Genomic DNA, 13,990 nt, shown 5'->3' on the forward strand with positions numbered 1-13,990 from the left:
GACGGCTCCGTCCCCGGTTGCCACGCGCGGCATGCTCGCCGCGCACCGGCACGTTATCGCACGAACCGCTCGCGATAGCCCTGCGGCGACACGCCGAGCACGCGCACGAAACTGCGCCGCAGCGTCTCTTCCGAACCGAAGCCGCACCGCGTGGCGATCCGTTTGACGGGCCACGCGGTTTCGCCGAGCAAGCGCTGCGCGGCCTCGACGCGAATCTGTTCGACCGCGCGCGCGGGCGTGCGGCCGGTCCCCGCGCGGTAGTGCCGCACGAAGCTGCGTTCGCTCATGCTGACGCGCTCGGCGAGCGCCGGCACCGACAGGTCGGCCGTCAGGTGCTCGGCGATCCACGCATGCAGTTCGCCGAAACGGTCGTCGGTGCGCTGCATCGACAGCATCGCGCTGAACTGCGCCTGCCCGCCCGGCCGCTTCAGGAACACGACGAGTTCGCGCGCGACATCGAGCGCGATCGCCCGCCCGAGATCCTCCTCGACCAGCGCGAGCGCGAGATCGATGCCGGCCGTCACGCCGGCCGACGTCCACAGCGCGCCTTCGCGGATGAAGATCGGATCGGGCTCGACGCGCACGTTCGGATAGCGCGCGGCGAATTCGTCGCAGCGCGCCCAGTGCGTGACCGCGCGCCGCCCGTCGAGCAGGCCGGCCTCGGCGAGCAGGAACGCACCGGTGCAGACCGACGCGACACGTCGTGCGCGCTGCGCCTGCTGCCGGACCCAGCGCACCGTGCGCGCATCGCGCGACGCGGCCTGCACGCCCTTGCCGCCGGCCACGATCACCGTGTCGGGCCGCCCGGCCGAGCGCAGCGAATCGGCCATCACGACGAGCCCCGACGACGTCTCGACCGGCCCCGCCTCGGCGGCCACGACGCGCGGCGCATACGGCGCGGGCCGGCCGCACCCCTGCGCGAGTTCGTTGACGGAGGCGAACACCTGTAGCGGCCCGGTCACGTCGAGCAACTGCGCACGGGGGAACGCGAGGATCAGGATCGAGCGCGGAGCGGCTGGCATGGCGATTGGCTGAAAACGTGGGCGATCTGGCAATTTCGCCAAACACTACGCGCCTAGAATCGATCTGTCCATCGTGCGCCGGCCGCGGCGCCGCCCCTTCCCTTCGGAGTGTTCGCATGACCCTGCATATCGGCTTTCTCGTGTTTCCGGGTGTCCAGCAACTCGATCTCACCGGCCCGCACGACGTGCTCGCATCGCTGCCCGACGCGGCGGTTCATCTGGTCTGGAAATCGCGCGACACCGTCGCGTCGAGCAGCGGCCTCGCGCTCGCGCCGACCTGCACGTTCGACGACTGCCCGCCGCTCGACGTCATGTGCGTGCCCGGCGGAATCGGGATCAACGAGCTGCTGCTCGATGCCGAAACGATCGCGTTCGTGCAGCAGCGCGCGGCCGCCGCGCGCTACGTGACGTCGGTCTGCACGGGCGCGCTGCTGCTCGGCGTGGCCGGCCTGCTGCGCGGCCGCCGCGCGACGACGCACTGGGCGTTTCATGCGCTGCTCGCGCCGCTCGGTGCGGTGCCCGTGCGCGAACGCGTGGTGCGCGACGGCAACCTGATCACCGGCGGCGGCGTGACGGCCGGCATCGACTTCGCGTTGACGATCACCGCCGAACTGGTCGGCGACGAAGAGGCGCAGGCGATCCAGCTCGCGCTCGAATATGCGCCCGCGCCGCCGTTCGATGCAGGCTCGCCGGATACCGCGCCGGCATCGGTCCTGAAGCGCGTGACCGAGCGTTCGGCTGCGGGGCTCGAGAAGCGGAAGCAGACGATCGACGCGGCCTTGCGCGCGATGTCGCGCTGATCCCCGGTACACGGAAACCGGCGCGCGGACGTGCAGCCTGCCCGCGCTCCGCAGCCTTCACATTCACGGACCGGACCTACCGATGAACATCATCCGCAGCACCGCGTTCACCGCACAGCGCGCATGGGGCGCGCTGGACATCGCGAACCTGAACGGCATCACGGTCCGCCTGCACTGGACCGATCAGCCGTACCGGTGGCACGTGAACGACGGCGAGGAAGTCTTTGCGGTGCTCGACGGCCGCGTCGAGATGCGTTACCGCGAAGCAGGCATCGAGCACGCGACGGTGCTCGAAACGGGAGACGTCTTTCATGCGACGGTCGGCACCGAACACGTCGCGCATCCGCTCGGAGAAGCGCGCATTCTGGTGATCGAGACCGCAGGCAGCGTCTGACGACGGGCGGCGCGCCGCGCGCGTCGCACGGAGTCGACGGGCATCAGCCCGAGATGGTGCCCGTCCCCTGCGACGGGATCAGCTTCGGCTGCGGCGCGCACAGGCACTGGCACAGGTCGTGTTCGAGCGCGACGACCTTGCCCATCACGGTCATCGTCCGCTCGCCGCCATCGGAGACGATCACCCCCTGGGTCTTGCACGCGGCGCAGAACACCGGCGCGCCGAGATAGGCAAGCTCGCGGCCGTCGAACGACGAATTGGCGATCCCGTCGAGCACGACGCCGCCGTGATCGGTCGTGTCGCCCTTCAGAATGAATTTGCGGCTCATGGTTCGGCTCTCCCTCGGAAACGCCGCGCAGCGCGGCGTCGGGCCGCGTGCGGGCAGTCGGTATCCGCCCGTCGGTCGCGGGCGTTTCGCGAGGATATCACCGCGCAGCCGCTCGCCGTCTCCCTGATCAGAACTTGTGGCGCATGCCGATCCGCGCCTGGAACTGCCGGTCGTTCGCGGAGGCGCCGGGGCCGTTGATCGCCGCGACCGCCGCATGCCCGGTCGAGTCGGTGCCCGACGCACGCTGGAACACGGCGCTCACGTAGACGTCGGTGCGCTTCGACAGGAAATAGTCGAGCCCCGCGGCAACCTGGTGATACGTCGCGCCGTCGCGGCCGTCCACGCCGCCGCCGCGCGTGTAGTCGTACGCCACGCCGCCGAACAGGTAAGGCGTGAACTGATAGCGCACGCTCGCCTCGGCGTCGTTGAACACCGCGTTGCCGGACACGCCACCCGGATTCGGGCCGGACGACAGATCGCCGAGCTGGCGAAACGACGTGTTCGTGTACATCGCACCGAGCGTCACCGCGCCGATCGCATAGGTGCCGCCGAGCGCCACGACCTGCAACGTGCGCGCCGACGCATAGCCCGAATACACCGGCGACAGCATGTTGTTGCCCGGCACGCCGCCCACGGTCGGCGCGGGGCTGCCGGTCGTGCCGAAGAACGACACGTTCGGGTTGCGCGCATTCAGGTAGCCGGCCGCCACCGCGAGCGGCCCGCGCGTGTAGCCGGCCGTGGCCGACCACACCTGGTTGCGCGTCGTCGCGCCCGCCACGCCGCCGACCCCGTACATCGCGGCGACGCGCAACCCGCCGTAGTCGTTGCTGGTGAACTTGATCGCGTTGTTGGTCGAGTTCGCGTTGTTCACGTTGTCGAGGTCGCCGGGGTGCGCGACCATGTAGCCGCCGAACAGCGCAGCGGCCTCGAGCGGGCCGAGGAAGTCGACGTTGGTGTCGTACTGCCGCCCGAGCGTGACGGTGCCGAGCGGTCCCGACAGCCCGACGAACGCCTTCTTGCCGAAGATCAGCCCGCCCTGCCCGAGCTTGCCGGTGCTCGGATCGAACCCGTTCTCGAGCGTGAATACGGCCTTCAGCCCGCCGCCGAGATCCTCGCTGCCACGCAGCCCCCAGCGGCTCGCCTGCTGCACGCCGCCGAGCATCCGCAGCGCGGGCTTGCCGCTTGCCACGCCGTTCGCGCCGGTCACCGCGACGTTGCTCGAGTAAGTCAGCCCTTCATCGATAATGCCGTACAGCGTGACGCTGCTCTGTGCGTGCGCCGCACCCGCGATCAGCGCGACGCCCGCGCCTGCCAACAGCCGTTGTTTCATCGAGAGATCTCCATTGCGCGGGTCGAATGGCCAAACGCTGGCGTGCGCGCCCCCCGCAGGCGCGCGGCCTGCCGGCACGGACCGGAACGGTCCGCTATCAGCCGGGAAAAGTGGTCAGCGCAGCGCGTCGGCGACGACGGGCGGCAGCGTCCGGCGACTGCCGGCCGCGACTTCGTACGCATGGCCGAACTGGAGCACGCCCCAGTCGTCGCGGTAGCGGCCGACGATCTGCATGCCGATCGGCAAGCCGGTCGCGGAGAAACCGCACGGCACGGACAGGATCGGCGCCTCGGTCGACGACAGCAGCCAGCACACGCGCATCCAGTCGATGTAGGTCGTGTTCGCGATACCGCGCACATCGGCGGGCACGCGCAGCGCGGCGTCGAACGGCATCACCTGCGTCGTCGGCAGCAGGTAGAACGCATAGCGCTGCATGAACGCACGCATCCGGTCGAACAGCCGTGTCTTGCGCACGAACATGCGGCCGAGATCCGCGGCCGAGAGCGACCGATGCAGCCGGTATTCGTCGAGGAGTTCGGGCTTCAGCGCGGCACGCTGCCGTTCGTCGAAGCCGTCGACCAGCGTGCCGATCATCCAGGCACGCTCGATGCGGAATACTTCTTCGGCTTCCGAAAGATCGGGATCGTCGAATTCGACTTCGCAGCCGAGCGACGCAAACACGCGCGCCTGCGCATCGACGGCGCGCCGGATCTCCGGATCGACCGGCACGCCGGGCAAGCCGCGCGACATCGCGATGCGCGTGCCGCGGAAATCGCGTTCGAGCGGCTGCGCGAAGCGCGCGCCCGGCTCCGCGATTTCAGTCGCGGTTTCGCCGCTCGGCCCGGCGATCGCGGACAGCAGCAGCGCGGTGTCGGCGACGTCGCGCGCCATCGGCCCGTCGACGCCGAGCGTCGCCCAGCCGTTCAGGTCCGGCGCGCGCGGCACGCGGCCCGGCGACGGCCGCAGCCCGACCACGCTGTTCCACGCGGCCGGGTTGCGCAGCGAGCCGCCCATGTCGCTGCCGCACGCGAGCGGATTCATCCCGCAGGCGAGCGCCGCGGCAGCGCCGCCGCTGCTGCCGCCCGCGGAACGCGTCAGGTCCCACGGGTTGCGGGTCGCGCCGAACACCGCGTTGAACGTATGCGAGCCGGCGCCTAACTCCGGCGTGTTCGACTTGCCGATCATCAGCGCGCCGGCACTCGCGCAGCGGCGCACGATCAGCGCGTCGTGCTGCGGCACGTGATCGGCGAACAGCGGCGAGCCGAAGGTCGTGCGCACGCCGCGCGTCGCGGTCAGGTCCTTCTGCGACACCGGCAGCCCGTGCAGCGGCCCCAACCATTCGCCGCGCGCCCAGCGTGCGTCGATCTTGCGTGCGCGGGCACGCAGCGCATCGGGATCGACGACAGTGACGAGCGCGTTCACGCGCGGGTTGACCGTCGCGATGCGCGCGAGATGCGCATCGAGCAGGTCGCACGCGCTGATCTGCCGCGCCTTCAGCAGATCGAGCATGGTGCGTGCGGGCAGGTCGCACAGGTCGCCGGCGGCAACGTCGGCCGGCGACGACGAAAACGAAACGGTGGTGGTCATGGGGCGAATGGAAGAAAAGGAAGATCGGTCAGTCATCCTGAGCGCTTCGATCGGACGCAAACGCGAGCGCGACGAGCGACAGCACGCCGCAGACGATCACGTACCACGCCGGCGCGGCCGGATTGCCGGTTGCCCCGATCAGCCAGGTGACGATGAACTGCGCGAAGCCGCCGAAGATCGACACGCCGCCCGCATACGCGATCGACAGCGCGGTCGCCCGCGTGCTCTTCGGAAACAGTTCCGCGAGGATCACGCCGTTCGCGCCGGCATTGATCGAGTGCAGCGCGGCGAGCAGCATCACGACCGCGTACATCGTCGCGATCGACGGCACCGCGCGGATCAGCCAGAAGCCCGGCAGGATCAGCACGGTCAGCGCCACGCGCGTCCACAGTGCGACGCGCTTGCTGCCGGTGCGGTCCGACAGCCGTCCGCCGATCGGCGCGGCGACGAACATCACCGCACCGGACAGGATTCCGCACCACAGCGCGGTATCCATCGGCAGGTGCAGCACGCGGATCGCGTACGTCGACATGTAATAGAGGACGATGAAGTGCGCCGCGGTGCCGCCGACCACGAGGCCGAGCGCGGTCAGCACGGCGCCGCCGTCGCGCCGCAGCACGGTGCCGAGTACCGCGGACGAGCGCCGCGCGGCCGCGGCCGGCGCGTGCTGCTCGATCGCATTGAAGCGCGCGCGCAGATACAGGCCGACCGGCGCGATCAGCACGCCGGCGAGGAACGGCACGCGCCAGCCCCACGATTCGAGCGCGGCGGGGGCGAGGAAATGCGACAGCAGGAAGCCGACGAACGAGCCGGCCAGCGCCGCGGCGCCCTGGCTCGCGAACTGCCAGCTCGTGTAGTAGCCGCGCTCGCCGGGCGGCGCGCGTTCGGCGAGCAGCGACGTCGACACGCCGACCTCGCCGCCGGCCGAAAAGCCCTGCAGCAGCCTGGCGAGCACGACCAGCACGGGCGCCGCGATGCCGATCTGCGCATAGGTCGGCAGAATGCCGATCATCCCGGTGCCGAGCGCCATCGTGACGCGCGTGAGGTTCATCGCCGGCACGCGGCCGAAGCGGTCGGCCACGAGCCCGATCACGACGCCGCCGACCGGCCGCGCGATGAAGCCGACGCCGAACGTCGCGACCGACATCAGCAATTGCTGCTGCGCGGACGCGGCCGGAAAGAACAGTTTGCCGAGCAGCACCGCGAAAAAGCTGAACACGGTGAGATCGAAGAATTCGAGGCCGTTGCCGATCGTGATCGCGACGATCAGCTGGCGATTGGACGGGGATGCGGCAACGTCGCCGACATGCCCGCCGAACATGCTGTCCGCTCGGGGCGCCTTCATGAAGATGAGTCTCCGTACTGGTTATGCGGGTCTGGTGCGCGGCCCGTTCGACGGCCTGCGCATGCAGTCTAGGCATTCAAAATACGCAGCCCGGAGCGACATTTTCCGATCGTGATAACGCCCGGTTATCGCGTGCTTTTCGCGCGCCGCCGCGGTGTAGGATGCGAAGGTCGCCACTGCCGCCGCGCCCTGCCACGCCGTGAAACACCACCAGCTCCGGGCGCTTGCCGCCATCGCCGAACACGGCAGCCTGCGCGCCGCCGCGCGCGCGATCCACCTGTCGCAGCCCGCGCTCACGAAGGCGATCCGCGAACTCGAGCAGGACCTCGGCGTGCCGCTCGTCACGCGCAACGCGCGCGGCGCGCAGCTCACGCGCTTCGGGCAGGCCGTCTATGCGCGTGCGCGCCTGATCCTCGCGGAGATGCAGCACGCGCGCGACGACGTGATCCAGCTTTCAGGCGGCAAGGAAGGCGCGCTCGCGTGCGCGCTGACGCCGCTGATGTCGCTCGGTTTCCTGCCGGCCGCGCTCGACGCGTTTCGGCAGCGGATGCCGACGATCCGCCTCGACGTGCGCGAAGGCTTTCTCGACACGGCGCTGCCGCGCCTGCGCGACGGCTCGCTCGACTTCGTGATCGCGATCGTCGATGCGACGCGGCTGTCACCCGAATTCACGTTCCGGCCGCTGCTCGAATCGGAGCTGATCCTGATGACGCGCGCGAGCAATCCGCTGCGCCACTGCACGTCGCTCGCGCAGCTGCAGGATGCGCAGTGGGTGCTGAACACGTCGCCGGAAAGCATCGGCCGGCTGCTGCAGAACGTGTTCGTCGCGCACGGCTACCGGGCGCCGCAGCCGATCGTCGAATGCACCTCGTTCAGCGCGGCGTTCTCGCTGTCGGTGCACACCGACACCGTGTCGTGCGTGCCGAAGCATTTCATGGAAGTCGACTGGATCCGGGAGCGGATGGTCACGATCGACGTGAAGGAGACGATTCCGACCGTGTCGGCCGGCGTGCTGACGCGCCGCGACGCGCTCAACACGGTCGCGTGCGACTACCTGATCCACTGCTTCGTCGAGGCCGTGCGGCGGCACGATCCCGCGAAGCTTCTGTGGCGATAGCGACGCCGGTCATCTGTACCTCGCCCAGATCCGGCACGTAATCGAGGAAATCGACCGCGTCGAGGAAACGATCGCGTCGATGCACCACGAGCCCAACAACATCGGGCTGATCCGCAACTGGGCGCTCGCCGGCATGGGCATCGCGGTGCTGCCGGACTTCCTCGCCGCACCGGATCTCGCCGCCGGCCGGCTGCGCGAACTGCTCGCCGACTATCGGCTCGAGGAACTCGAGATGAACGTCGTATACCCGAGCCGGCGCCATTTTCCTCGCAACGCGCGGCTTTTCATCGATCACCTGATCGATCATTTCGTCAGGTGAATGAAAGGCTGTAATCACGCGCCATTTTTACCAACGCCGGCGTCGCCGTACGACCAGCGCCTCGGTTATTCGATGCTTCCCGCATTCCAGCAGCAGCTGCTCGCGCGCGGCTTCGTCATCGGCAAGCAGGTGCGCGATTCGGGCGTGCGACCAGCTGATCCACTGCTTCGTCGAGGCCGTGCGGCGGCACGATCCCGCGAAGCTGCCATGGCGACAGCGACCTGCTCAGACGAACAGCGCGACGCATAGCGCGGCGCCGCACAGATACGTGCCGAGCGCGCCGATGAAACGCAGGGGATTCGGCCTCGCCATGGTCGGCCATGCGAGCAATCCGATCACGAGCAGGCAGCGGCACACGGTTGCCGCGACGATCAACGAGACGATCGCGCGCGATGGGTCGTGTGCGCCGAAATAGAGAAACAGCACCGCGAGAAACGGTGCGTATTCGGCCGTGTTGCCATGCGCGCGCACGATCTTGTGCAATCCGTCGGTCGGATCGGACGCACACCCGGAATTGGTGGTACGCCGGAAGCGCGTGACGGACACGACCAGGCCGAGCCCGAACAGCATCAACCCCAGGATCGCCGTGCAAACGAGCGCGACGGGATGAATCGACATGGCACCCCCGGCGAAAACGGACATGCGCCGCATATCCGGCGATCGTACCTGCGGCCCGTGCATCCGGCTATCTCGGAAATTCGTAGCTTCGTCGCGCATCGCGCCATGACTTCGGCAATACGATCGGACCCGATTTGTCGCGATTTCGCAATGCACAAGGCCGGTGCGTAAAACGATCGGCGCGATCGGCACGGCCCCCCTCGTCGCCGTTGACACACGCGGGCACGCGAGCGGAACGCGCAAACGTTACGTCACGGCGACACGCGCCACCCGACCACCGGCCGGTTCCCGCATGTCACAGGCATGCGCGTTGCGCCGACGCATCTCGGTAGTGAACCACCCTTGGCAGCCCGCTGCGGAGGACTACACTAATCCTTAATGGGGTGCGGCCGGAGCCTGCGCCTTCAGGGAGACGCCGCTATGAATCGGCCGCTGAATCGCATCCTGCCGCGCGTGACCGGGAGTGCATCGGTCTGGACGTGGATCAAGTGGTCCTTGCTCGCCGCACTGGTGATCGCGGTGGCGATCATCGCCCGGCTCGTGATGACCGAGTTCGAGACGTCGCGCCTGCAGGCGCGCTACCTGTCCGAGCTCACCCGCGACATCGGCTATACCGTCGAGGCGGGCGCGAGCGATCACATCCGCTTCCCCGTCAACGGGCCGTACGACCAGCGCCTCGGCTATTCGCTGCTTCCCGCGTTCCAGCAACATCTGCTCGCGCGCGGCTTCGTCATCGGCAAGCAGGCGCGCGATTCGGAACGGATGCTGTCGCTCGCCGATCGCGGCCTGTTCCTGCCTTACGAAGAGAAAGACCAGGCCGGGCTGATGCTGTTCGACTCGACCGGCTCGCCGCTGTTCGCGACCGTGTTCCCGCAACGCGTGTACGCCGACTTCGACACGGTGCCGCGCGTCGTCGCCGATTCGCTGCTGTTCATCGAGGATCGCTACCTGCTCGACGCGAACCAGCCGAACCGCAACCCGGCGATCGACTGGGGCCGCTTCGGCCGCGCGCTCGCCGACCAGGCGCTGCACGTCGTCAACCGTCATCAGGCACGCCCGGGCGGCAGCACGCTCGCGACGCAAATCGAGAAGTTCCGCCATTCGCCGGACGGCCGCACCGCGACGCCGCCGGAGAAGCTGCGGCAGATCGCGTCCGCGTCGATCCTCGCATACATGAACGGCCCGCAGACGATGCTCGCGCGCCGCGCGATCGTCGTGCGCTACCTGAACTCGGTACCGCTCGCCGCGCGGCCGCACGTGGGAGAAATCACCGGCATCGGCGACGGTCTCGCCGCGTGGTACGGCCGCGACTTCAACGACGTGAACCGCATCCTGTCCGCGCCGACGACCGGCGACAACGTCGACGAACAGGGCAAGACGTTCCGCGAAGTGCTGTCGCTGATCATCGCGCAGCGCGCGCCGTCGTACTTCCTGAATCGCGGCTATCCGGCGCTGCAGAAGCTGACCGACAGCTATCTGCGGCTCCTGTCGAACGGCGGCGTGATCTCGCCCGCGCTGCGCGATGCGGCGCTTGCCGCGCAGATCGAACGCAGCGCGCCGCCGACCGCCGCGCACGTGCAGTCGTTCGTGTCGCGCAAGGCCGTGTCGTCCGCGCGCGCGTCGCTGCTGTCGGCACTCGGGATCAGCGACCTGTACCAGCTCGACCAGCTCGACCTGGAAGCCACCAGCACGCTCGACAACGGCGTGCAGCAGGCGGTCGCCGAACGGCTCGCGAAGGCGTCGACCCGCGACGGCGCGCAGGCCGCCGGCCTGTACGGCTTCGAGATGCTCGCGCCGAAGGACGACCCGTCGCACCTCACGTACAGCTTCACGCTGTACGAGCATCGCAACGGCGCGAACATGCTGCGCGTGCAGACCGACAGCGTGAACCAGCCGTTCGACGTGAACCGCGGCGGCCGCATCAACCTCGGCTCGACCGCGAAGCTGCGCACGCTGATCACCTACCTGCAGATCGTCTCCGACCTGCATGCGCGCTACGGCAACCTGTCGAACGCGCAACTCGCGAAAGTGAAGCCCGACCCGCTCGACGGGCTGTCGCACTGGGCGCTCGACTACCTGTCGCATACGCGCGACCGCTCGCTGCAGGCGATGCTCGACGCGTCGGTCGAACGCAAGTACTCGGCGAGCCCCGACGTGTTCTACACGGGCGGCGGCGCGCAGGTGTTCTCGAACTTCGAGAAATCGGACAACGGCCGCATCCTGACGCTGCATACGGCGTTCGAGCACTCCGTCAACCTCGTGTTCGTGCGGCTGATGCGCGACATCGTCCATTACGAGATGCTGCAGGCGGCCGGCCCGTCGTCGTCGTGGCTCGACGATCCGGCGCAGCGCAAGCATTACCTCGAGCAGTTCGTCGACGGCGAAAGCCAGGTCTACGTGAAGCGCTACTACACGCGCTATGCGGGCAAGGCGCCCGACGATGCGCTCGCGCTGCTGCTGCAGACCGTGCGCAAGTCGCCGCCGAAGATCGCGACGGTGCTGCGCAGCGTCGCGCCGAACGAATCGCTCGCGTGGTTCGATGCGCAGATGCGCGCGCAGCTGAAAGGCACGCCGGCCGCGACGCTGTCGGACGACGATCTCGCCGCGCTCTACGCGAAATACGCGATCGACCGCTTCAACCTCAACGATCGCGGCTATATCGCGAGCGTCCACCCACTCGCGCTGTGGACGCTCAACTACCTGCGCGCCCACCCGAACGCGTCGCTCGCCGAGGTCCGGCGCGACAGCCGCGATGCGCGCTTCTACACGTACTCGTGGCTGTACAAGACGCGCTACCACGCGACCCAGGACCGGCGCATCCGCCGCATGGTCGAGCTGCGCGCGTATGCGGAAATCACGAAGGCGTGGCGCGCACTCGGCTACCCGTTCGAGGAAGTCACGCCGTCCTACGCGGCCGCGATCGGCGCATCGGGCGACCAGCCCGACGCGCTCGCGAAACTGATCGGCCTGATCGCGACCGGCGGCCGAAAGGCGCCGACCGAGACGATCACGCGCCTCGACTTCGCGAAGGGCACGCCGTACGAAACGCGCTTCGTGCGCGCGGCCGCGCAGCCGCAGCCGATGCTGTCGCCGGAGATCGTCAACGTGGCGCGCACGCTGCTGCGCGACGTCGTGCTGAACGGCACGGCGCGGCGCCTGTCGGGCGGCTTCACGCTGCCCGACGGCAAGACGCTGCAGGTCTACGGCAAGACCGGGACGGGCGACCAGCGCTTCAATGTCTACGCGCGCGGCGCGCGGCTGATCGAGTCGCGCAAGGTCAATCGCAGCGGCACGTTCGTGTTCGTGCTCGGCGACCGCTTCTTCGGCGTGCTGACGGCGACCGCGCACGAGCCTTACGCGGCGCGCTACGACTTCACGAGCGCGATGGCCGTGCAGTTGCTGAAGTCGATGGCGCCGGCGCTCGCGCCGCTGATCGAACGCCCGGCCGCGGCCGGCACGCGCACGACGGGCCCCGCGCCGCAGGCGGAAACGCCGGCGCCGCAGGTCGAGCCGTCCTGACGGCGGCCCGCGCGCTCATGCAACGACGCGCCGCTCAGTGCGAGCGGCCGTCGTAGTGCGTGACGGGCAGCGCATCGAGATCGACATCCTCGAGGCATCGCACGTTGATCGCGGCCATCGCGGTGCCGTCCGGATGGGTCCCCTCGGCGAACGTGTGGATCCCGCAGCGCTTGCAGAAGCGATGGCGGATCACGTGCTTGTTGAACAGGTAGGTGGCGAGATTGTCGTCGGGCGTGAGGAGTGTCATGTGATCGCGCGGCACGAACCACATCAGCGCGCCCTTGCGCCGGCAGATCGAGCAGTTGCAGGCCATCACGCCCTGCAGGTCGCCTTCCGCCTCGAACTTCACGTCGCCGCAATGACAGCTTCCGTGATAAAGCATGGTCGTCTCCCGGGGCGGCCCGTGCGCGTCGGCGGTATCCGGGCGGACACCGTTGGCCAGGCCAGTCCAAACGCGTACAGTAGCGCTCGCATGCGCCGCACGCAACGTCCGGCGGCGCCCGTCCCGACCCTCTCCGACCAAGGAAAATCGTCATGCTCGAACTGCGCCCCGGCTGCGAATGCTGCGACAAGGACCTGCCGCCCGATTCGGCGGAGGCGCGCATCTGTACGTTCGAATGCACCTTCTGCGCGACCTGCGCCGACGACGTGCTGAAGGGCCGCTGCCCGAACTGCGGCGGCGACCTGGTCGCGCGTCCGCGGCGGCCGGCGAGCCTGCTCGCGAAGTACCCGCCATCGACGGAGCGCATCGTCAAGCCGGGCGGCTGCGCGAACGCCTGACGGCGCCGCACCGCCCGTCCCTTTCCGTCACGCCATCTCGATCCGCGCGCGCGTCACCGCGAGCAGCGACGCCATCGCGCGGCGCGCGCCGTCCTCGTCGCGCACGCGGATCGCATCGCTGACGGCAACGTGCTCGGCGAGCGATGCATTGTAGACGTGCGCCCGGCGCGCGTTCAGATGCAATTGCGCTTCCAGCGTGCGGTCGATCAGCGCGCCGAGCGGCACCAGCAGTTCGTTGCCACCGGCCTCCAGCACGCTCAGGTGAAAACGCAGGTCCGCACGCACCCACTCGTCGACGTTGCGCGCGGCGGCCATCGCGCGCGCCGCACCATCGATCGCATCGAACGCTTCGGGCGTATGCGTGCGAGCAGCCAGCGCGGCCGCATGCGGCTCGATCATCTCGCGCATTTCCTGCAGCTTCAGCGCGAACGCGAGCGGCGGCGCGACGCGCGCGTACCAGTCGAGCAGGTCGGCGTCGAGCAGGTTCCATGCGCGGCGCGGCCGCACGCGCGTGCCGACCTTCGGCCGCGATTCGACCAGTCCCTTCGACGTCAGCGTGCGCAGCGCCTCGCGCAGCACCGTGCGGCTCACCCCGAACATCGCCATCAGGTCCGGCTCGCGCGGCAGCAGCGACTCGGGCGGATAGTCGCCCCGCAGGATCGCCGTCGCCAGCCGGAAGGCCGTCTGTCCATGCAGGTCGCGTTGAATGATCGTTCTCCGGTGATGGGCAACGCCGCGGCTGCCCACTATCTGCACAATAGTGCTATTAATACTATTTTTTAACGCGCTACGCTAGGATCGTCGTCACGTACTCGACCGGCGCCGCGTCCG

The 13,990-nt window shown here is 68.9% G+C and carries 13 protein-coding genes and 1 pseudogene; 6 read left to right on the top strand and 8 right to left on the bottom strand.

Features of this window, described 5'->3' with window-relative positions:
- Window positions 1-53 precede the first annotated feature (53 nt).
- Complete coding sequence (locus tag DIE12_RS15965) at window positions 54-1,022, bottom strand: GlxA family transcriptional regulator (protein WP_124521075.1); 969 nt, start codon at window positions 1,020-1,022, stop codon at window positions 54-56.
- Window positions 1,023-1,138: 116 nt separating this feature from the next.
- Between DIE12_RS15965 and DIE12_RS15970 the strand changes: the two genes are divergently transcribed.
- On the top strand, window positions 1,139-1,822 hold the full coding sequence (locus tag DIE12_RS15970) for a DJ-1/PfpI family protein (protein ID WP_124521073.1): 684 nt from the start codon (window positions 1,139-1,141) through the stop codon (window positions 1,820-1,822).
- Window positions 1,823-1,904: 82 nt separating this feature from the next.
- Window positions 1,905-2,216, top strand: a complete 312-nt coding sequence (locus DIE12_RS15975) for a cupin (protein WP_124486910.1) — start codon at window positions 1,905-1,907, stop codon at window positions 2,214-2,216.
- Between the two features lie 43 nt (window positions 2,217-2,259).
- On the opposite strand, the gene DIE12_RS15980 is transcribed toward DIE12_RS15975, so the two are convergent.
- The 4 genes from DIE12_RS15980 to DIE12_RS15995 form a co-directional block, all read right to left on the bottom strand.
- Window positions 2,260-2,544 (bottom strand): PAAR domain-containing protein, encoded by a 285-nt coding sequence (locus DIE12_RS15980; protein WP_044844531.1) that lies wholly within the window; start codon window positions 2,542-2,544, stop codon window positions 2,260-2,262.
- A gap of 127 nt (window positions 2,545-2,671) precedes the next feature.
- Window positions 2,672-3,874 (bottom strand): porin, encoded by a 1,203-nt coding sequence (locus tag DIE12_RS15985; protein ID WP_124521071.1) that lies wholly within the window; start codon window positions 3,872-3,874, stop codon window positions 2,672-2,674.
- Window positions 3,875-3,988: 114 nt separating this feature from the next.
- A complete protein-coding gene (locus DIE12_RS15990) occupies window positions 3,989-5,461 on the bottom strand; it encodes an amidase (RefSeq protein ID WP_124521070.1) in 1,473 nt (490 codons plus the stop codon).
- 28 nt (window positions 5,462-5,489) lie between these two features.
- Window positions 5,490-6,806, bottom strand: a complete 1,317-nt coding sequence (locus DIE12_RS15995) for an MFS transporter (RefSeq protein WP_124551298.1) — start codon at window positions 6,804-6,806, stop codon at window positions 5,490-5,492.
- Window positions 6,807-7,005: 199 nt separating this feature from the next.
- On the opposite strand from DIE12_RS15995, the gene DIE12_RS16000 reads away from it, so the two are divergent.
- A complete protein-coding gene (locus DIE12_RS16000) occupies window positions 7,006-7,923 on the top strand; it encodes a LysR substrate-binding domain-containing protein (RefSeq protein WP_044844534.1) in 918 nt (305 codons plus the stop codon).
- Window positions 7,922-8,242, top strand: a pseudogene (locus DIE12_RS16005) (LysR substrate-binding domain-containing protein); the annotation flags it as partial. The gene DIE12_RS16000 and the pseudogene DIE12_RS16005, both read left to right, overlap by 2 nt.
- A 225-nt stretch (window positions 8,243-8,467) precedes the next feature.
- Here DIE12_RS16005 and DIE12_RS16010 read toward each other — a convergent pair.
- The gene (locus DIE12_RS16010) at window positions 8,468-8,860 is read right to left on the bottom strand and encodes an MAPEG family protein (protein WP_124521067.1); all 393 of its coding nucleotides are present in this window, start codon (window positions 8,858-8,860) and stop codon (window positions 8,468-8,470) included.
- Window positions 8,861-9,280: 420 nt separating this feature from the next.
- On the opposite strand from DIE12_RS16010, the gene DIE12_RS16015 reads away from it, so the two are divergent.
- Entirely contained in the window at window positions 9,281-12,379 is a 3,099-nt protein-coding gene (locus DIE12_RS16015; RefSeq protein WP_124521066.1) for a transglycosylase domain-containing protein, read from the top strand.
- A gap of 34 nt (window positions 12,380-12,413) precedes the next feature.
- On the opposite strand, the gene DIE12_RS16020 is transcribed toward DIE12_RS16015, so the two are convergent.
- On the bottom strand, window positions 12,414-12,761 hold the full coding sequence (locus DIE12_RS16020; protein ID WP_124486903.1) for a GFA family protein: 348 nt from the start codon (window positions 12,759-12,761) through the stop codon (window positions 12,414-12,416).
- A 152-nt stretch (window positions 12,762-12,913) separates the two neighbouring features.
- Between DIE12_RS16020 and DIE12_RS16025 the strand changes: the two genes are divergently transcribed.
- The gene (locus DIE12_RS16025) at window positions 12,914-13,159 is read left to right on the top strand and encodes a DUF1272 domain-containing protein (protein ID WP_124486902.1); all 246 of its coding nucleotides are present in this window, start codon (window positions 12,914-12,916) and stop codon (window positions 13,157-13,159) included.
- 27 nt (window positions 13,160-13,186) lie between these two features.
- Here DIE12_RS16025 and DIE12_RS16030 read toward each other — a convergent pair whose 3' ends face one another.
- Window positions 13,187-13,870 (bottom strand): FadR/GntR family transcriptional regulator, encoded by a 684-nt coding sequence (locus tag DIE12_RS16030; protein WP_124486998.1) that lies wholly within the window; start codon window positions 13,868-13,870, stop codon window positions 13,187-13,189.
- Window positions 13,871-13,990 lie beyond the last annotated feature (120 nt).

Source organism: Burkholderia sp. Bp9015 (assembly GCF_003853505.1).
Taxonomy (GTDB): domain Bacteria; phylum Pseudomonadota; class Gammaproteobacteria; order Burkholderiales; family Burkholderiaceae; genus Burkholderia.

What these genes read in the sequence shown, in the direction of transcription:
- DIE12_RS15965 (WP_124521075.1), bottom strand. Translation starts at nt 1,022, where the DNA reads ATGCCAGCCGCTCCGCGCTCGATCCTGATCCTCGCGTTCCCCCGTGCG.
- DIE12_RS15970 (WP_124521073.1), top strand. Translation starts at nt 1,139, where the DNA reads ATGACCCTGCATATCGGCTTTCTCGTGTTTCCGGGTGTCCAGCAACTC.
- DIE12_RS15975 (WP_124486910.1), top strand. Translation starts at nt 1,905, where the DNA reads ATGAACATCATCCGCAGCACCGCGTTCACCGCACAGCGCGCATGGGGC.
- DIE12_RS15980 (WP_044844531.1), bottom strand. Translation starts at nt 2,544, where the DNA reads ATGAGCCGCAAATTCATTCTGAAGGGCGACACGACCGATCACGGCGGC.
- DIE12_RS15985 (WP_124521071.1), bottom strand. Translation starts at nt 3,874, where the DNA reads ATGAAACAACGGCTGTTGGCAGGCGCGGGCGTCGCGCTGATCGCGGGT.
- DIE12_RS15990 (WP_124521070.1), bottom strand. Translation starts at nt 5,461, where the DNA reads ATGACCACCACCGTTTCGTTTTCGTCGTCGCCGGCCGACGTTGCCGCC.
- DIE12_RS15995 (WP_124551298.1), bottom strand. Translation starts at nt 6,806, where the DNA reads ATGAAGGCGCCCCGAGCGGACAGCATGTTCGGCGGGCATGTCGGCGAC.
- DIE12_RS16010 (WP_124521067.1), bottom strand. Translation starts at nt 8,860, where the DNA reads ATGTCGATTCATCCCGTCGCGCTCGTTTGCACGGCGATCCTGGGGTTG.
- DIE12_RS16015 (WP_124521066.1), top strand. Translation starts at nt 9,281, where the DNA reads ATGAATCGGCCGCTGAATCGCATCCTGCCGCGCGTGACCGGGAGTGCA.
- DIE12_RS16020 (WP_124486903.1), bottom strand. Translation starts at nt 12,761, where the DNA reads ATGCTTTATCACGGAAGCTGTCATTGCGGCGACGTGAAGTTCGAGGCG.
- DIE12_RS16025 (WP_124486902.1), top strand. Translation starts at nt 12,914, where the DNA reads ATGCTCGAACTGCGCCCCGGCTGCGAATGCTGCGACAAGGACCTGCCG.